This is a genomic window from Pseudomonas wenzhouensis (assembly GCF_021029445.1).
In the GTDB taxonomy this organism is placed as follows: domain Bacteria; phylum Pseudomonadota; class Gammaproteobacteria; order Pseudomonadales; family Pseudomonadaceae; genus Aquipseudomonas; species Aquipseudomonas wenzhouensis.
In genome coordinates, this window is record NZ_CP072610.1 from 2,202,868 (window position 1) to 2,220,793 (window position 17,926).

General features: G+C 58.6%; 10 protein-coding genes, 2 tRNA genes, 3 rRNA genes and 3 pseudogenes. 12 read left to right on the plus strand and 6 right to left on the minus strand.

All coding sequences use genetic code 11. The features are described from left to right. The first annotated feature begins 78 nt into the window (after positions 1 to 78). The 5 genes from J7655_RS10095 (at position 79) to rrf (ending at position 5,293) form a co-directional block, all read left to right on the plus strand. Positions 79 to 1,614 (plus strand): 16S ribosomal RNA (locus J7655_RS10095). A gap of 85 nt (positions 1,615 to 1,699) precedes the next feature. Further along, a tRNA-Ile gene (locus J7655_RS10100) sits at positions 1,700 to 1,776 on the plus strand. Positions 1,777 to 1,798: 22 nt separating this feature from the next. Further along, positions 1,799 to 1,874 (plus strand) — tRNA-Ala (locus J7655_RS10105). Between the two features lie 261 nt (positions 1,875 to 2,135). Next, positions 2,136 to 5,028: ribosomal RNA gene (locus J7655_RS10110) — 23S ribosomal RNA — on the plus strand. 149 nt (positions 5,029 to 5,177) lie between these two features. After that, positions 5,178 to 5,293, plus strand: a 5S ribosomal RNA gene (gene rrf, locus J7655_RS10115). Together the 16S, 23S and 5S rRNA genes with 2 tRNA genes alongside form the textbook arrangement of a ribosomal RNA operon. Before the next feature lie 286 nt (positions 5,294 to 5,579). On the opposite strand, the gene queD is transcribed toward rrf, so the two are convergent. Then, positions 5,580 to 5,936, minus strand: a complete 357-nt coding sequence (gene queD / locus J7655_RS10120) for a 6-carboxytetrahydropterin synthase QueD (protein ID WP_197859068.1) — start codon at positions 5,934 to 5,936, stop codon at positions 5,580 to 5,582. A gap of 96 nt (positions 5,937 to 6,032) precedes the next feature. Beyond that, the gene (locus tag J7655_RS10125) at positions 6,033 to 7,112 is read right to left on the minus strand and encodes a patatin-like phospholipase family protein (protein ID WP_230927620.1); all 1,080 of its coding nucleotides are present in this window, start codon (positions 7,110 to 7,112) and stop codon (positions 6,033 to 6,035) included. A gap of 146 nt (positions 7,113 to 7,258) precedes the next feature. Here J7655_RS10125 and J7655_RS10130 point away from each other — a divergent pair, with 146 nt between their 5' ends. The 4 genes from J7655_RS10130 to J7655_RS10145 are packed head-to-tail and all read left to right on the plus strand — an operon-like array spanning position 7,259 to position 9,862. Further along, positions 7,259 to 7,567, plus strand: coding sequence for a PepSY domain-containing protein (locus J7655_RS10130; protein WP_230927621.1), 309 nt, complete (start codon positions 7,259 to 7,261; stop codon positions 7,565 to 7,567). Then, on the plus strand, positions 7,567 to 7,881 hold the full coding sequence (locus tag J7655_RS10135) for a PepSY domain-containing protein (protein WP_230927622.1): 315 nt from the start codon (positions 7,567 to 7,569) through the stop codon (positions 7,879 to 7,881). Before J7655_RS10130 ends, J7655_RS10135 begins: the two co-directional genes overlap by 1 nt. Then, the gene (locus J7655_RS10140) at positions 7,881 to 8,549 is read left to right on the plus strand and encodes a response regulator transcription factor (protein ID WP_230927623.1); all 669 of its coding nucleotides are present in this window, start codon (positions 7,881 to 7,883) and stop codon (positions 8,547 to 8,549) included. Before J7655_RS10135 ends, J7655_RS10140 begins: the two co-directional genes overlap by 1 nt. Beyond that, positions 8,546 to 9,862: a sensor histidine kinase gene (locus J7655_RS10145; protein ID WP_230927624.1), complete on the plus strand. Its 1,317-nt coding sequence runs from the start codon at positions 8,546 to 8,548 to the stop codon at positions 9,860 to 9,862. The genes J7655_RS10140 and J7655_RS10145 overlap by 4 nt, the downstream gene beginning before the upstream one ends. A gap of 122 nt (positions 9,863 to 9,984) precedes the next feature. Here J7655_RS10145 and J7655_RS10150 read toward each other — a convergent pair whose 3' ends face one another. From J7655_RS10150 to J7655_RS21015, 3 genes and pseudogenes are all read right to left on the minus strand, one after another. Next, positions 9,985 to 10,587: an NADPH-dependent FMN reductase gene (locus J7655_RS10150; RefSeq protein ID WP_230927625.1), complete on the minus strand. Its 603-nt coding sequence runs from the start codon at positions 10,585 to 10,587 to the stop codon at positions 9,985 to 9,987. A 134-nt stretch (positions 10,588 to 10,721) separates the two neighbouring features. Next, positions 10,722 to 11,426 (minus strand): methyl-accepting chemotaxis protein, encoded by a 705-nt coding sequence (locus J7655_RS21010; RefSeq protein ID WP_420850941.1) that lies wholly within the window; start codon positions 11,424 to 11,426, stop codon positions 10,722 to 10,724. Between the two features lie 153 nt (positions 11,427 to 11,579). Then, a pseudogene (locus J7655_RS21015) lies at positions 11,580 to 12,866 on the minus strand (cache domain-containing protein); the annotation flags it as partial. 203 nt (positions 12,867 to 13,069) lie between these two features. On the opposite strand from J7655_RS21015, the gene J7655_RS10160 reads away from it, so the two are divergent. The 3 genes and pseudogenes from J7655_RS10160 to J7655_RS21025 form a co-directional block, all read left to right on the plus strand. Next, positions 13,070 to 14,389 carry a Na+/H+ antiporter family protein gene (locus tag J7655_RS10160; RefSeq protein ID WP_230927627.1) on the plus strand — a complete coding sequence of 440 codons (1,320 nt, stop codon included), beginning with the start codon at positions 13,070 to 13,072 and terminating at the stop codon, positions 14,387 to 14,389. A 117-nt stretch (positions 14,390 to 14,506) separates the two neighbouring features. Next, positions 14,507 to 15,031: pseudogene (locus J7655_RS21020) on the plus strand (cache domain-containing protein); the annotation flags it as partial. A gap of 159 nt (positions 15,032 to 15,190) precedes the next feature. Next, positions 15,191 to 16,189 (plus strand): annotated as a pseudogene (locus J7655_RS21025) (methyl-accepting chemotaxis protein); the annotation flags it as partial. Positions 16,190 to 16,257: 68 nt separating this feature from the next. Here the strand turns inward: J7655_RS21025 and J7655_RS10170 are convergent. Beyond that, on the minus strand, positions 16,258 to 17,844 hold the full coding sequence (locus J7655_RS10170) for an ABC-F family ATPase (RefSeq protein WP_230927629.1): 1,587 nt from the start codon (positions 17,842 to 17,844) through the stop codon (positions 16,258 to 16,260). Positions 17,845 to 17,926: the final 82 nt, after the last annotated feature.

Consider the following 17,926-nt stretch of genomic DNA (forward strand, 5'->3'; position numbering starts at 1 on the left):
AGAGTTACCTTTCATTAATTTGAAAGTTTTGCGATTGCTGAGCCAAGTTTAGGGTTTTCTCAAAACCCAAGCAGTATTGAACTGAAGAGTTTGATCATGGCTCAGATTGAACGCTGGCGGCAGGCCTAACACATGCAAGTCGAGCGGACGACGGGAGCTTGCTCCCTGATTTAGCGGCGGACGGGTGAGTAATGCCTAGGAATCTGCCTGGTAGTGGGGGATAACGTTCCGAAAGGAACGCTAATACCGCATACGTCCTACGGGAGAAAGCAGGGGACCTTCGGGCCTTGCGCTATCAGATGAGCCTAGGTCGGATTAGCTAGTTGGTGAGGTAAAGGCTCACCAAGGCGACGATCCGTAACTGGTCTGAGAGGATGATCAGTCACACTGGAACTGAGACACGGTCCAGACTCCTACGGGAGGCAGCAGTGGGGAATATTGGACAATGGGCGAAAGCCTGATCCAGCCATGCCGCGTGTGTGAAGAAGGTCTTCGGATTGTAAAGCACTTTAAGTTGGGAGGAAGGGCATTAACCTAATACGTTAGTGTTTTGACGTTACCGACAGAATAAGCACCGGCTAACTTCGTGCCAGCAGCCGCGGTAATACGAAGGGTGCAAGCGTTAATCGGAATTACTGGGCGTAAAGCGCGCGTAGGTGGTTCAGTAAGTTGGATGTGAAATCCCCGGGCTCAACCTGGGAACTGCATCCAAAACTGCTGAGCTAGAGTACGGTAGAGGGTGGTGGAATTTCCTGTGTAGCGGTGAAATGCGTAGATATAGGAAGGAACACCAGTGGCGAAGGCGACCACCTGGACTGATACTGACACTGAGGTGCGAAAGCGTGGGGAGCAAACAGGATTAGATACCCTGGTAGTCCACGCCGTAAACGATGTCAACTAGCCGTTGGAATCCTTGAGATTTTAGTGGCGCAGCTAACGCATTAAGTTGACCGCCTGGGGAGTACGGCCGCAAGGTTAAAACTCAAATGAATTGACGGGGGCCCGCACAAGCGGTGGAGCATGTGGTTTAATTCGAAGCAACGCGAAGAACCTTACCTGGCCTTGACATGCTGAGAACTTTCCAGAGATGGATTGGTGCCTTCGGGAACTCAGACACAGGTGCTGCATGGCTGTCGTCAGCTCGTGTCGTGAGATGTTGGGTTAAGTCCCGTAACGAGCGCAACCCTTGTCCTTAGTTACCAGCACCTCGGGTGGGCACTCTAAGGAGACTGCCGGTGACAAACCGGAGGAAGGTGGGGATGACGTCAAGTCATCATGGCCCTTACGGCCAGGGCTACACACGTGCTACAATGGTCGGTACAAAGGGTTGCCAAGCCGCGAGGTGGAGCTAATCCCATAAAACCGATCGTAGTCCGGATCGCAGTCTGCAACTCGACTGCGTGAAGTCGGAATCGCTAGTAATCGTGAATCAGAATGTCACGGTGAATACGTTCCCGGGCCTTGTACACACCGCCCGTCACACCATGGGAGTGGGTTGCTCCAGAAGTAGCTAGTCTAACCTTCGGGGGGACGGTTACCACGGAGTGATTCATGACTGGGGTGAAGTCGTAACAAGGTAGCCGTAGGGGAACCTGCGGCTGGATCACCTCCTTAATCGAAGACATCAGCTTCTTCATAAGTATCCACACGAATTGCTTGATTCATAGTCGAAGACGATGCTGTAACGCGACCCTGTTATAGGTCTGTAGCTCAGTTGGTTAGAGCGCACCCCTGATAAGGGTGAGGTCGGCAGTTCAAATCTGCCCAGACCTACCAATTGCTTGGTGCAGAAGAATACGGGGCCATAGCTCAGCTGGGAGAGCGCCTGCCTTGCACGCAGGAGGTCAGCGGTTCGATCCCGCTTGGCTCCACCACTCTCTACGCGGTTACGGTGTGAAGATAAAGAGTTCAGAAATGAGCGCTTCAGGGTAGATCTTGCGAGTGCTGATTTCTGGTCTTTTGACCGGTACGAATATCGTTCTTTAAAAATTTGGATATGTGATAGAAGTGACTGATTAATTGCTTTCACTGGCAATTGATCTGGTCAAGGTAAAATTTGTAGTTCTCAAGACGCAAATTTTCGGCGAATGTCGTCTTCACGATTGAGACAGTAACCAGATTGCTTGGGGTTATATGGTCAAGTGAAGAAGCGCATACGGTGGATGCCTTGGCAGTCAGAGGCGATGAAAGACGTGGTAGCCTGCGAAAAGCTTTGGGGAGTCGGCAAACAGACTGTGATCCAGAGATCTCTGAATGGGGGAACCCACCCGGCATAAGCCGGGTATCTTGTACTGAATCCATAGGTGCAAGAGGCGAACCAGGGGAACTGAAACATCTAAGTACCCTGAGGAAAAGAAATCAACCGAGATTCCCTAAGTAGTGGCGAGCGAACGGGGACTAGCCCTTAAGTTGATTTGAGTGTAGTGGAAGGCTCTGGAAAGTGCCGCCGTAGTGGGTGATAGCCCCGTACACGAAACGCTCTTATCAATGAAATCGAGTAGGACGGGGCACGAGAAACCTTGTCTGAACATGGGGGGACCATCCTCCAAGGCTAAATACTACTGACTGACCGATAGTGAACCAGTACCGTGAGGGAAAGGCGAAAAGAACCCCGGAGAGGGGAGTGAAATAGAACCTGAAACCGTATGCGTACAAGCAGTGGGAGCCTACTTTGTTGGGTGACTGCGTACCTTTTGTATAATGGGTCAGCGACTTATATTCAGTGGCGAGCTTAACCGAATAGGGGAGGCGTAGCGAAAGCGAGTCTTAATAGGGCGCTTTAGTCGCTGGGTATAGACCCGAAACCGGGCGATCTATCCATGGGCAGGTTGAAGGTTAGGTAACACTGACTGGAGGACCGAACCGACTACCGTTGAAAAGTTAGCGGATGACCTGTGGATCGGAGTGAAAGGCTAATCAAGCTCGGAGATAGCTGGTTCTCCTCGAAAGCTATTTAGGTAGCGCCTCGTGTATCACTGCTGGGGGTAGAGCACTGTTTCGGCTAGGGGGTCATCCCGACTTACCAAACCGATGCAAACTCCGAATACCAGCAAGTGTCAGCACGGGAGACACACGGCGGGTGCTAACGTCCGTCGTGAAAAGGGAAACAACCCAGACCGTCAGCTAAGGTCCCAAAGTTATGGTTAAGTGGGAAACGATGTGGGAAGGCTTAGACAGCTAGGAGGTTGGCTTAGAAGCAGCCATCCTTTAAAGAAAGCGTAATAGCTCACTAGTCGAGTCGGCCTGCGCGGAAGATGTAACGGGGCTCAAACCATACACCGAAGCTACGGGTTCATCCTTTGGATGAGCGGTAGAGGAGCGTTCTGTAAGCCTGTGAAGGTGAGTTGAGAAGCTTGCTGGAGGTATCAGAAGTGCGAATGCTGACATGAGTAACGACAATGCGAGTGAAAAACTCGCACGCCGAAAGACCAAGGTTTCCTGCGCAACGTTAATCGACGCAGGGTTAGTCGGCCCCTAAGGCGAGGCAGAAATGCGTAGTCGATGGGAAACGGGTTAATAATCCCGTACTTCTAGTTACTGCGATGGAGGGACGGAGAAGGCTAGGCCAGCACGGCGTTGGTTGTCCGTGTTTAAGGTGGTAGGCTGAGATCTTAGGTAAATCCGGGATCTTAAGGCCGAGAGCTGATGACGAGCGTTCTTTTAGAATGCGAAGTGGTTGATGCCATGCTTCCAGGAAAAGCTTCTAAGCTTCAGGTAACTAGGAACCGTACCCCAAACCGACACAGGTGGTTAGGTAGAGAATACCAAGGCGCTTGAGAGAACTCGGGTGAAGGAACTAGGCAAAATGGCACCGTAACTTCGGGAGAAGGTGCGCCGGTGAGGGTGAAGTATTTACTACGTAAGCCCATGCCGGTCGAAGATACCAGGCCGCTGCGACTGTTTATTAAAAACACAGCACTCTGCAAACACGAAAGTGGACGTATAGGGTGTGACGCCTGCCCGGTGCCGGAAGGTTAATTGATGGGGTTAGCGCAAGCGAAGCTCTTGATCGAAGCCCCGGTAAACGGCGGCCGTAACTATAACGGTCCTAAGGTAGCGAAATTCCTTGTCGGGTAAGTTCCGACCTGCACGAATGGCGTAACGATGGCGGCGCTGTCTCCACCCGAGACTCAGTGAAATTGAAATCGCTGTGAAGATGCAGTGTATCCGCGGCTAGACGGAAAGACCCCGTGAACCTTTACTATAGCTTTGCACTGGACTTTGAGCTTGCTTGTGTAGGATAGGTGGGAGGCTTTGAAGTGGGGACGCCAGTTCTCATGGAGCCATCCTTGAAATACCACCCTGGCAACCTTGAGGTTCTAACTCTGGTCCGTTATCCGGATCGAGGACAGTGTATGGTGGGTAGTTTGACTGGGGCGGTCTCCTCCCAAAGAGTAACGGAGGAGTACGAAGGTGCGCTCAGACCGGTCGGAAATCGGTCGTAGAGTATAAAGGCAAAAGCGCGCTTGACTGCGAGACAGACACGTCGAGCAGGTACGAAAGTAGGTCTTAGTGATCCGGTGGTTCTGTATGGAAGGGCCATCGCTCAACGGATAAAAGGTACTCCGGGGATAACAGGCTGATACCGCCCAAGAGTTCATATCGACGGCGGTGTTTGGCACCTCGATGTCGGCTCATCACATCCTGGGGCTGAAGCCGGTCCCAAGGGTATGGCTGTTCGCCATTTAAAGTGGTACGCGAGCTGGGTTTAGAACGTCGTGAGACAGTTCGGTCCCTATCTGCCGTGGACGTTTGAGATTTGAGAGGGGCTGACCTTAGTACGAGAGGACCGGGTTGGACGAACCTCTGGTGTTCCGGTTGTCACGCCAGTGGCATTGCCGGGTAGCTATGTTCGGAAAAGATAACCGCTGAAAGCATCTAAGCGGGAAACTTGCCTCAAGATGAGATCTCACTGGAGCCTTGAGCTCCCTAAAGGGCCGTCGAAGACTACGACGTTGATAGGTTGGGTGTGTAAGCGCTGTGAGGCGTTGAGCTAACCAATACTAATTGCCCGTGAGGCTTGACCATATAACACCCAAACAATCTGCGAAGGCATAAGCCGGAGACAGAGGGTGTCGATGGTGAAGTCGACAGAAAGCCGAAAATTTGCAAGAACTACAAAGCATCTATCACGTATCCAAGGGATAGCGCCTAACCGCGAGATCCCAACCGAATTGCTTGACGACCATAGAGCGTTGGAACCACCTGATCCCATCCCGAACTCAGTAGTGAAACGACGCATCGCCGATGGTAGTGTGGTGCTTCACCATGTGAGAGTAGGTCATCGTCAAGCTCCTATACGAAACCCCCGCTTCGAAAGAGGCGGGGGTTTCTTCTTTTAGCGCGGAAAAATAGAGCTGCGTGTAGGGTGCGCTGCGCGCACCGACAAGGACGCCGACAGGTCGGTGCGCCTGCGCACCCTACGGTGATCCGCTGACGCTTCGCGAGCAGAGCACGCTCCTACCCGTTCAGCGTTGATCGCTGGCGGCGTCCCGCCGCGAAACTGGTCGGAGCGGTAAGGGGATAGGCATCAACAAAAAGGCCACCCTGAGGTGGCCTTGGGTGTTTCTGGGTGCTGTTCAATCGCCGCGGTATTCGCAGCCGCTGGTGCAGGTTTCGTGGATGCGTACTCGCGACAATTCTGGCAGCAGTGGTTTGACCTGTTGCCAGATCCACTTGGCCAGCACTTCGCTGGTGGGGTTTTCCAGGCCGGGGATGTCGTTCAGGTAGTTATGGTCGAGTTGCTCGTAGATCGGCTTGAAAATCGCCTTGATCTCGGAGAAGTCACGTATCCAGCCGGTATAGGGGTCAACTTCACCTTCGATATAAATGGCAACTCGGAAGGAGTGGCCGTGCAGACGGCCGCACTTGTGGCCTTGCGGTACGTGCGGCAGGCGATGGGCCGCCTCGAAGATGAACTCTTTGAACAATTCCACTGAACAGCGCTCGCGTAAGTGATTCAGCCCGGTTGGCGTTGAGCGGCGCAGTTTATCAGGTCTGCTCTGGATCGCGGCTTATGTCCGGTGCGCTCATCAAAGTGGTTGCAGGCGTTCTGCCAAGCGGCCGTTTTCGACCAACTCGAGAAATTCGTCGCCGAGCCGTGCACTCTCGGCCATGGCCTGGCGCCAGTAGCGCTCACGCCCTGCATCATTGTCCAGGTAGCGCTTGAAGTCGGTACGATCCGGCAGCTTGCCATGCGGTAGGCGTGCAAGATAGTCACGTGACGGTGCCAGCAACAGTACGTCCTGCAGGCGGGTGCGGTCGCCACGGCGCCAGGGCATGCTCTTGTCGAACCAGCCGGGTATCACCCGGTCGGTGAAGTGCGGATAGAGCACGATGTCTTCGCCGTTGTAGGGCAGGTCGAGGTGATAGTCGAGCAGACCACCATCACGATAAGCACCTGGCTCCAGGCCCGGGATTTCACGAATCGCCTCCATCACCATGGGGATCGAACCCGAAGCCAGCAGGGCGTGGCGCAGGTTTTCCGGAGTCAGCACGTGGAAATGAGAGCGGAAGTCATTCAGTTGCGCCAGCGGCGGCGCTTGTCGCGCATCGTGCAGGATCACACGGTCGAAATGGCGACCAAGACGCTGGCGAGCCAGCAAGTTATTGCCGATCACCAGTGACAGACCCAGGCTGAGTTTGCCGCGATGATCGTGTTGCAGCAGGCCGTGACTCTTCACCACGACAATATGCAGGCGATAGTGGGGGTTGGCGATGATGGTGGCATCCTGATCGGCGAGCAGCTCATTGAGCATCTGCCGGCAGCTGTCCGATACCTGGGCCATACCTACGCCCTTGGCGAAGCGTTGAGTGGTGTACAGCTCGCCGAGTCGTCGAATCCCCAATGCCGGATCGGGCAGGCAGGCGCTGGCGAAGCGCCAGGAACCGATGGAAGCGCCGATCAGCGCGCGTTCACGCGGTGCGCGAAGCAGCCAGTCAGCAAACAGAGCGAGGTCCAGCCCCTGAATGCCGATACCCTTGGGGCCGCCTGCTGCGCCGGGCAGGATGCCGACGTCCGTCGGGCTCAGGCCGTTCTGGCGAATGCGTGCCAGGGCTCTGGCGCCGGCCTTGAGAGTCAGGGCGGGGGATTTGATATGGATCGCGCTCATCGGTGCCTCCTTTCGCAGCAGGCGATTATAGAGCGCTCAATGAGCAGGCCAAGCAACTTCATGTGCTGAATGACGCCAGTGAATTCAGCTTGAATTAAGTGCCTGGGCCTAGAGTGGCAGTCATTGATTCACTGCTGGAGCAGCCCATGAAACGATTGATCAGCCTCGCAACACTTGCCACCCTCGTCAGCGCCGCTACCATGGCGCAAGCGCGCGATCTCGGCCCTGATGAAGCTCTGCGTCTGCGTGATGCCGGGACTATCAAGTCTTTCGAACAGCTCAATGAAACGGCTCTGGCTCAGCATCCAGGCGCGCGCATCGAAGAAACCGAGCTGGAAGACGAATACGGCCGCTACATCTACCAGATAGAACTGCGCGATACTCAGGGCGTGCAGTGGGACCTGGAGCTGGATGCCAGCACCGGGGAAATTCTCAAGAACCACCAGGACGATTGATGAAGTTTCGACGTACCACCGCCTTATTGCTGGTGCTGTCATGCGGGGTTGTCAGTGTGCCAGGCATTGCCCGTGATCTCGATCAGGATGAGGCGCTGCGCCTGAGGCGCGAGGGCATCATCATGCCCTTTGAGCAATTGATGCAGCACATCGGCAATGCCTACCCGGGCTCCACGCTGCTCGAAGCCGAGCTTGAGGAAGAGGATGGCGTGCTGGTGTATGAAGTCGAGATCCTGACAACCTCCGGTGTAGTACGTGAACTCGAACTGGATGCCCGCAACGGCACTATTCTGAAGGATGAGGAAGACGACTGATGCGCCTGTTGCTGGTGGAAGACCATGTACCCCTGGCTGATGAGCTGACCGCCAGTCTGACGCGTCAGGGGTATGCCGTGGACTGGTTGGCCGATGGTCGTGATGCGGCGTATCAAGGGGCTAGCGAGCCTTATGATTTGATCATTCTCGACCTGGGGCTACCGGGTAAACCAGGCCTTGAGGTCTTGCAGGAATGGCGCTCCGGTGGCTTGGCGACACCCGTGCTGGTGCTGACCGCGCGAGGGTCGTGGGCCGAGCGCATCGAGGGCCTCAAGGCCGGTGCCGATGACTACCTGACCAAGCCTTTTCATCCCGAGGAGCTGGCCCTGCGTATTCAGGCACTTCTGCGCCGCGCCCATGGCCTGGCCAACCAGCCGCAACTGGAGGCCGCAGGCTTACAACTGGACGAGAGTCGTCAATGCGTCACTTCCGGGGGCGAAGCCATCGACCTGACGGCTGCCGAGTTTCGTCTGCTGCGTTATTTCATGTTGCACCCCGGGCAGATCCTGTCCAAGAGTCATCTGGCCGACCATCTTTATGATGGCGAGACCGAGCGCGACTCCAATGTCATCGAAGTGCACGTCAACCGCCTGCGCGGAAAGCTTGGTCGCAACGTGATCGAAACGCGCCGAGGGCAGGGTTACCGCTTTACCGGAGAGCAGGGTTGAGATCCATTCAGCGTCGGCTCGGTATTGGCCTGGCCGCGACGCTGTTGCTGGTTGGATTGGCTCTGGCGCAGGCGAGCCTCTGGGTCTTCGATCGCGGTCTGCGCGTTTATCTTGAAGAAGGTTTGCGTGATGAAGCGCAGGGGCTGCTGGCCGCTTTGGTGCGTGGTCCGTCCGGCTTGCAGCTGGATGAGCGCCGCCTCGACCCCTCGTTCCAGCGGCAATTCTCCGGGCATTACTTTCGCATCGACTTTGCTGATGAGCGTACTTGGCGTTCGCGTTCGCTATGGGATCGTGAGTTGCTAAAGCCTGATGTCACGGGCATGCAGGCCGAACTGGGGGATGGTCCGCAGGGGCAGTTGCTGCTCATCTACCGCGCCGATTACCGTCGTTATGGCGAGAACCTGTCGATTAGCGTGGCTCAGGATTACCAGCCGATATTGCAGAGTTTTCGCCGTATGCAGTGGGTTGGCCTCGGCCTGGGCGGTGCGGCGCTGCTGCTAATTCTGATCGCTCAACGTTACACCGTGCGCCGCGCGTTGCGTCCGTTGGAGCAGGTGCGCCAGCAGATAGCGCAACTGCAGCAAGGTCGACGTAGCGATCTGGATGCCGAGGTGCCCGAGGAGCTAGAACCCCTGGTCGCGCAGATCAACCACCTGTTGGCGCATACCGAGGACACCCTCAAGCGCTCGCGCAATGCTCTGGGTAATCTTGGTCATGCGCTGAAAACGCCGCTGGCAGTGCTGATCAGCCTGGCGGGTCGCGAGGAGTTGGCGGCTCATCCGGCCCTGCGCGCGAGCATGCGCGAGCAGTTGGAGCAGATTGAGCAGCGCTTGAGCCGCGAGCTGGGGCGTGCTCGTCTGGCTGGCGAGGTGTTGCCGGGGGCACGTTTCGACTGTGCGCAGGAACTGCCGGGGCTGTTCGCCACCTTGGCGATGATTCATGACCGTGGGCTGAGCCTGGACTGGCAGGCACCTCCTGGTCTGGTACTGCCGCGTGACCGTGAAGACCTGCTGGAACTGCTCGGCAACCTGCTGGACAACGCCTGTAAATGGGCCGATCAACGCGTGCAGCTGACAGTGGAGGAGGGCGCCGAGGGCTATCGCCTGTGTGTCGATGATGACGGCCCGGGTATCGATGCCGAACGCCGCGAGGCGGTACTGGGGCGCGGCACCCGCCTGGACGAGCAGGTGGCCGGGCATGGCCTGGGCCTGGGTATCGTGCGCGACATCATCGAGGCCTGGCAGGGCCATATAGCGTTGCAGGACAGCCCATTGGGCGGGCTGCGAGTGGTGGTCAGTCTGCCACGGCGTTGAGCCTCAGGTTCACGCAGGCACGCCACCGCTAGTTGAGTTATGCAGCGCGATCAATCGCTGGCATCTGCAAGCGCCGTGTTCAGCACCGCTAACCCACCCTGCAGGGCGTGCAAGACGGCCCCTTACATCCCGTTGCCGAAGACCGGGTTATCGAAATTGATGGCGGCGCGCACTGGCTGCAGAGCGTGGGCGTAACGCACCAGTACATCGAGGGTGTAATCGATGCGGGCACGGATTCGCTCATCGGCTTCGTCCACTGCCTGCGGGCCGTTCAACACTTTCTCGACCTGGCGCACGATCAGGTGCTCCGGCAGGTAGCACAGGCGGCAGTTCTTGTAGCTGGAGGCACGCAGTTCGCTGATCGGGTAGGCGCCGCCGATGCCCGAGGAAACGCCCACCAGCAGACCAGGCTTGTGTGCCAGTTCGGCCTTGCTGGCGTAGATGAAGAAATTCTTGATCGCCGGGCAGGCCATGCCGTTCCATTCCGGCGCAATGATCACCACGGCATCGGCGGCGGCGGCGGCCAGTTGCTGTTGGTACATGGACCATGGGCCGGCATCTTCAGCAGGCCACAGCGGCAGTGGGGCCAGGCCAAGATCGATGATACTGCTGCAGTCCTGAGTGGTTTGCCCCATCTCGACCAGGCGCTGACGCAGTGCGCGGGCGACCTTTCCCGATTGGCTGTTGTTGCGGCTGGAGCCGGCGACCAAGGCGATGTTGAGCATGCTGCTACCCTCGAAAAAGAGTGCAGGCTAGGCGATCGCCTGCCTGAACTGCAAGGGAGACGCGGCCAGATCACGGATGACTGGGCGTCATGTCCAGCTCTGCCATGCCTCGGTATTGCGCCTCCTGGCTGAAGTTACACACGGAACTGATCCATCAGGCTCTGCTGGTGATTGGCCAGGCGGTTGAGGTTCTGGCTCACCTGCGCCGACTCGTCGGCCTGCGCGGTGATGGCCTCGGTCACATCGCGGATCGAGGCGACGTTGCGGTTGATCTCCTCAGCCACCGAGCTCTGCTCCTCCGCCGCACTGGCGATCTGCAGGTTCATGTCGGTAATGGTGCTGACCGCCTGGCTGATGCGCTGCAGCGCGGCAACGGCCTGCTGCACCTGCTCGACGCTGCCCTGAGCCTGGCGATGACTGCTGTGCATGGTGCTGACCACTTCGCGCGTGCCGTTCTGCAGACCCTCGATCACCTGACGGATTTCCTCGACCGAATCCTGGGTGCGTTTGGCCAGGTTGCGCACCTCGTCGGCGACCACGGCGAAGCCGCGACCGGCTTCACCGGCGCGTGCGGCTTCGATCGCTGCGTTGAGGGCGAGCAGGTTGGTCTGCTCGGCTATCGAGCGGATTACTTCGAGCACCGAGCCGATCTGCTCGCTGCTGCTGGCCAGACCCTCGACTTCCTGCATGGCCACGTTCATTTCGTTGGCCAGCAGGTCGATGGTGCTGGTGGTGCGGTCGATGATCTGCATGCCCTCACGGCTGGCCTGGTCGGCATTACGCGCTGCCTCTGCGGCCTGCGCGGCGTTATGCGCGACATCCTGGGCGGTGGCGCTCATTTCCTGGAAGGCAGTCGCCACCTGATCGACCTCGCGGTACTGCTGCTGCGTGCCGGCACTGGTCTGGCTGGCGATAGCTGCCGACTGGTCGGCCGTGGCGCGGGCATCGACCACACTGCTTTTTACGTCGGCGATGATCGGCTGCAGCTTATCGAGGAAGCGATTGAACCAGCCGGCCAGCTCACCCAGTTCATCCTTGCGGGCGTATTGCAGGCGGCGGGTCAGGTCGCCTTCACCACTGGCTATGTCCCTGAGCATGGCGGCTACGCCGAGAATCGGACGGGTCACGCCGCGTGCAGTCAACCACATCAGCAGCAGGCCAGCGATTACTGCTGCCATGCCCATCAGCAGTGCAACCAGGCTGTCACGGGCGCGGTTGCTGTCGAGCTGTGCCGCCAATTGGGTGGCGCCTTCCAGCAGCACGTGTTGAGGAACCTCAAGCAGCACCGACCAGGGCTTGCTCTCGGGGATCGGTTTGAACGGGCTGAGTTCACGCAGCAGGTCACCGTGATGCAGCTCGGCATCGCTGCCGCTCTGGATCAGGCCGCTAAGTTCGCTGGCGTTTTCGGTAAAGGTGCGCTCGACCGACTGGCTCAGCAGGCTGCCGTCGCGGCTGTGGCCGGCCAACAGTGCCCCTGGGCTGAAAATGCTGATATGACCCTGGCCTTCATACAGCTCACGATTGGCTTCCAGGCTGAGCTGCTGCAGGCTGGCCAGGCTGATGTCCACGCCAATCACGCCAATGATCGTGCCGTCTAGTTCCAGCGGGAAGGCGATGCTGGTCATCAGCGTTCGTTGCCCGCCGACATCGTCGTAATAGGGCTCCAGTACACAGGGCTGGCGGGTCTCGCGGGGGCAGGTGTACCAGGCGTTATAGGCCACGCCGTTGTCACCTGGCGTGGTATCGCCGAGCAATTCTTCGCTCATTGCCTCGGCTTCCAACTGGCCGGCAGTGGGTTGTGCCCAGTACAGCGCGAAGCGGCCGGCTTCGTTGCTGCCCAGCTCGGCCTGATCGGCGAACAATTCGTCCTTGCCGTCCAGCGCGTCGGGTTCGAACACCAGGTACAGGCCGAGTAGTGACGGGTTGGCTTCCAGGCTGCTGCGTACCTGGCGGGTCAGATCCTCACGCAGATCGAAGGCATCGAGAAAACGTTTCTCAGCCTGCTCGCGCAGAAACAGAATCTGCCGGGAGACGCCCTTGCCGTATTGGTAGGCATCCATGAAATAGCGCTGGATGCGTATTGCCTGCAATTCGCCACGTGCTTTCAGGCGTAGCCTGGCGCTTTCTTCGAGCATGCTGGAGCTGGCTTCGCGCACCAGGCTGGCGCTGCGGCTGGCCTGATACTGCGAGGCACCCACCAACAAGGTGACGATGGCGAGCAGGCACAGGCCGGCGAGCAGGGTGATCTTCCACTGGATCGAAAGACGGCTGAACAGCATGGTGCGTTCCTTTCTTCTATATGGACTTATGCGGTTATCGGTGCGTGGGGCACTTTCTTGACTGCTGCAGGCTTCGATCGGGATTATGCACGTTTTGCTTTAAATTCTGAACGACTGCTCATTTTGACAGAATAGTCTGCATCCGGCAGAGTACGCGGCTTTTTGCGCCGGTCTTCACGGCGCGCTCGCAGGTGGAATACTTTATGAATGCTGTAATCGCCGCAGTCGGCATCATGTTGATCCTGAGTCTCTGTCGCGTGCATGTGGTCGTGGCGCTGATCGTTGGGGCATTGGCCGGTGGTCTGCTCGGCGGCCTTGGTGTCGAGGGGACGCTGCAGGCCTTCAATCAGGGGCTTGGCGGTGGTGCGACCGTGGCACTGTCTTATGCGTTGCTGGGCGCCTTTGCAGTGGCCATCGCCAAATCCGGGCTGGCCCATGCGCTGGCGGACAAAGCGCTGACGCTGGTCGAAAGGCAGCAGGAAGGTACCGGTGGCGCGCTGAAATGGCTGTTGATCTCGTTATTGCTGGTGGTGGCGGTCTCTTCGCAGAACCTGGTGCCGATCCACATCGCCTTCATTCCGCTGCTGGTACCACCGCTGCTGTATGTGTTGAGCAAGTTGCAACTGGATCGCCGGCTGATCGCCTGTGTGCTGACCTTCGGCCTGATCACGCCCTACATGTTCCTGCCAGTCGGTTTCGGCGGCATCTTCCTCAACGAGATCCTGCTGGCCAATGTCGCCAAGTCTGGGGTGGATGTCACGGGTATCAATGTCACCCAGGCGATGTTCATTCCGGCCCTGGGCATGCTCTCCGGCCTGCTTGTCGCGGTGCTGTTCAGCTACCGTGGTAAACGCGTCTATGACCTGGAGAAAGTCGCGCAGGCCGAACGCGTGGATGTGCACTACAACCCGCTGAGCCTGCTGGTGGCAGGGTTGGCCATCGCGGCGGCGTTCGTCATGCAGCTCTGGCTGGATTCGATGATCATCGGTGCACTGGTCGGTTTCGTGATCTTCTCGGTATCCGGTGTGGTGCGCTGGAAAGAGGCCGATGACCTGTTCACCGAAGGCATGAAGATGATGGCCATGATCGGCTTCATCATGATCGCTGCTGCCGGCTTCGCCGAGGTGATGAAGACCACCGGCGAGGTCAAGACGCTGGTGGACAGTTCCGCAGAATTGATCGGTCACAATAAGGCGATCGGAGCACTGCTGATGTTGCTGGTCGGCCTGCTGGTGACCATGGGCATCGGCTCGTCCTTTTCCACTGTCCCGATCATCGCCGCGATTTTCGTACCGCTGGGCGTGCAACTGGGTTTCAGCCCGCTGGCCATCGTCTGTATCGTCGGCACGGCCGGTGCTCTGGGCGATGCCGGCTCACCCGCCTCGGACTCGACGCTTGGACCGACGTCCGGGCTCAATGCCGACGGCCAGCACAACCACATCTGGGACAGCGTGGTACCCACCTTCCTGCACTACAACCTGCCCTTGCTGGCGTTCGGTTGGGCAGCCGCTATGCTTTTGTGAGGCGTGACTAACGCCGAACTGAAGTTGTCGGCACCATGGGTCGCTTAACTCCTGAACGGGGCTGCCGATAGACGGGTAGCCCCGTTTTTGCGTTGGCTTCGCACAAGGACAATAACAATGCGCCTGACACTTAAAACCAAGGTCATTCTGCTTGCACTGGTTCCCGTCATCCTGTTTGCGCTGGTGCTCAGTGGCACGGCTGCCAATGTTCTGCAGGGGCTGGCTGCCGAAGAGGTGGCCGATACGCGTGAGCGACTCCTCCAGGAAAAACGCAGCGAGCTGGAACACTACATCCAGATAGCCCTGGGCTCGGTGAAGGGGCTTTACGATGATACGGCGCAGGGAGACCTGGCCAGCCGCGAACAGGCCATCGCCATCCTGTCCAAAATCAAGTACGGCGCCGACGGTTACTTCTTTGCTCACGACTCCAATGTGGTACGTCTGTTCCGGGGCGACAGTCCGGTGGACGTCGGTAAAAGCCTGGCTGATCGGCGCGATCCCAATGGTGTTTACATCAATCGCGAGCTGGTCAATGTGGCGAAGAACAACACCTATTTCGTCAACTACTCCTCGCCACTGCCGGGTAACGAGTCGGTGCTGGTACCCAAGCTCGCCTACAGCTATTACCTGCCCAAGTGGGACATGGCCCTGGGGACCGCACTCAATCTCGATGGTGTAGAAGCACGTATCGCCGAGGTGCAGGTCGAGATTGATCGCCGCATTGGCACCATCATCACCAGCATCGCGGTGGTGGCGGCAGTCCTGTTGCTGGTATTCGGGGTCATCGGCGTCTGGCTGGGCAACGCGTTCTTGCGTCCTTTGCAGCAGATCAAGGCCAACCTTGACGATATCGCAGCGGGTGAGGGCGATCTGACTCGGCGCCTGCCGGTCACCAGTCAGGACGAACTGGGGCAACTGGCTGGGTCATTTAACCGCTTCGTCGAGAAGGTGCATGGCCTGGTGCGGCAGATCGTCGAAATGACCGGACAGCTTACGGAACTGGTCGGCCAGGTTTCGGATCAGGCACAGCGTTCCGAGCAGGCCATGGCGCAACAGCGGCATGAAACCGATCAGGTGGCTACGGCAATCAACGAAATGTCGGCAGCCGCGCATGAAGTCGCCAAAAGTGCACAAAACGCCGCCGAAGCTGCGCAGCAGACCGACCGTGAAGGCAACGCGGCCAAAAGCGTGGTCGACGGCAGTATCAGCAGCATTCACTCGCTGGTGGAGGACATTCGCAGCAGCGGTGTGTCACTCGACAGTCTGCAGCAGGATGTACAGTCGATCGTCAGCGTGCTCGATGTGATTCGCTCCATCGCCGAGCAGACCAACCTGCTGGCACTCAACGCGGCCATCGAAGCGGCGCGTGCCGGTGAGGCCGGACGGGGTTTCGCCGTGGTCGCCGATGAAGTGCGCGCCTTGGCCAGTCGTACGCAGCAGAGCACCCAGGAAATTCAGGGCATGATCGACCGTCTGCAGCAGGGCACGCAGCAGGCGGTGACCGCGATGCGGCGCTCCAGCGATGCCGGCGAGCTGACCAGCGAGCAGGCCAACAAGGCCGGTGAATCACTCGATGCCATCGCCCGGCTGATCGCCACCATCAACGCCATGAACGCGCAGATCGCCAGTGCTGCGGAAGAACAGACGGCGGTAGCCGAGGAGATCAACCGCAGCGTGCATCAGATTGCGGTTGCCGTGGACAGCGTCGCTGATGAAACCGAACGTGGCGCGCAGACCGCGCGCAGTCTGGCGGGGCTTGGTGAGCGTTTGGGAGCGCTGGTGCGGCAGTTCCGTATCTGAGATCGACCGGCAAGATGCGACAAAGCCCGCGAAAGCGGGCTTTGTCGTTTCTGTTTCTGCTACGAGCTTTAGACGATGATGCCCTGGCTGCGTAGGTAGTCGTCGTAGGTGCCGGAGAAGTCGGTCACGCCGTTGTCCGACAGCTCGATGACGCGCGTGGCCAGGGAACTGACGAACTCACGGTCATGGCTGACGAAGATCAGCGTGCCGGGGTAGTTCTCCAGCGCCAGGTTGAGCGCCTCGATCGATTCCATGTCCAGGTGGTTGGTCGGTTCGTCCATCACCAGCACGTTGGGCTTCTGGCAGGCCAGCTTGCCGAACAGCATGCGGCCCTGTTCACCACCGGACAGCACCTTCACCGACTTCTGGATCTCATCGGAGGAGAACAGCATGCGCCCCAGCGCAGCGCGGATGTTCTGCTCGCCGCTGGTCCACTGGCCCATCCACTCGAACAGGGTTTCGTCGGCTTCGAAGTCGTGCGCGTGATCCTGGGCGTAGTAGCCCACCTCGGCGCTGTCGGTCCACTTCACGCTACCGGCGTCCGGCTGCATCTCGCCGACCAGGGTGCGCAGCAGGGTGGTCTTGCCGATGCCGTTGGGGCCGATGATGGCCACGCGCTCGCCGGCTTCGATGGTGAAGCTGAAGTTCTTGAACAGCACCTTGTCATCGAAGGCCTTGGACAGCTTCTCGACGGTCACCGCCTGGCGATGCAGCTTCTTGTTCTGGTCGAAGCGGATGAACGGGCTGACGCGGCTCGACGGCTTGACCTCGGCCAGCTGGATCTTGTCGATCTGCTTGGCGCGGCTGGTGGCCTGCTTGGCCTTGGAGGCGTTGGCCGAGAAGCGGCTGACGAAGGTCTGCAGCTCGGCGATCTGCGCCTTTTTCTTGGCATTGTCGGCCAGCAGTTGTTCGCGGGCCTGGGTCGAGGCCGTCATGTACTCATCGTAGTTGCCGGGGAACAGGCGCAGCTCGCCGTAATCCAGGTCGGCCATGTGGGTGCAGACCGCATTGAGGAAGTGACGGTCGTGGGAAATGATGATCATGGTGCTGTTACGCGCCGTGAGAATCGATTCCAGCCAGCGGATGGTGTTGATGTCCAGGTGGTTGGTCGGCTCGTCGAGCAGCAGCACGTCCGGGTCGGCGAACAGCGCCTGGGCCAGCAGCACGCGCAGCTTCCAGCCAGGGGCGACTTCGCTCATCGGGCCGAAGTGCTGTTCGAGCGGGATGCCCAGGCCGAGCAACAGCTCACCGGCACGGGACTCGGCCGTGTAGCCGTCCATCTCGGCGAACTCGCCTTCGAGCTCACCGACCTTCATGCCGTCTTCTTCACTCATCTCCGGCAGCGAGTAGATGCGGTCGCGCTCGGCTTTAACCTTCCACAGTTCCGCGTGGCCCATGATCACGGTATCGATCACGTTGAATTCTTCGTAGGCGAACTGATCCTGGCGCAGTTTGCCCAGGCGCACGTTCGGCTCGAGCATCACCTGGCCGGCCGACGGCTCCAGATCGCCGCCGAGAATCTTCATAAAGGTCGACTTGCCGCAGCCGTTGGCGCCGATCAGGCCGTAGCGGTTGCCATTGTTGAACTTGACGGAAACGTTCTCGAACAGCGGCTTGGCGCCGAACTGCATGGTGATGTTAGCGGTGGAAATCAAGGGGCTTACCTATCAGTAGCTGAGGTGTGCTGCTTGGAAAGAGATAGCGCTTCATGCCTAATCTGCCCGGCACTAAGCAAGG

What these genes read in the sequence shown, in the direction of transcription:
- J7655_RS10125 (WP_230927620.1), bottom strand. Translation starts at nt 7,112, where the DNA reads ATGAGCGCGATCCATATCAAATCCCCCGCCCTGACTCTCAAGGCCGGC.
- J7655_RS10130 (WP_230927621.1), top strand. Translation starts at nt 7,259, where the DNA reads ATGAAACGATTGATCAGCCTCGCAACACTTGCCACCCTCGTCAGCGCC.
- J7655_RS10135 (WP_230927622.1), top strand. Translation starts at nt 7,567, where the DNA reads ATGAAGTTTCGACGTACCACCGCCTTATTGCTGGTGCTGTCATGCGGG.
- J7655_RS10140 (WP_230927623.1), top strand. Translation starts at nt 7,881, where the DNA reads ATGCGCCTGTTGCTGGTGGAAGACCATGTACCCCTGGCTGATGAGCTG.
- J7655_RS10150 (WP_230927625.1), bottom strand. Translation starts at nt 10,587, where the DNA reads ATGCTCAACATCGCCTTGGTCGCCGGCTCCAGCCGCAACAACAGCCAA.
- J7655_RS21010 (WP_420850941.1), bottom strand. Translation starts at nt 11,426, where the DNA reads ATGAGCGCCACCGCCCAGGATGTCGCGCATAACGCCGCGCAGGCCGCA.
- J7655_RS10160 (WP_230927627.1), top strand. Translation starts at nt 13,070, where the DNA reads ATGAATGCTGTAATCGCCGCAGTCGGCATCATGTTGATCCTGAGTCTC.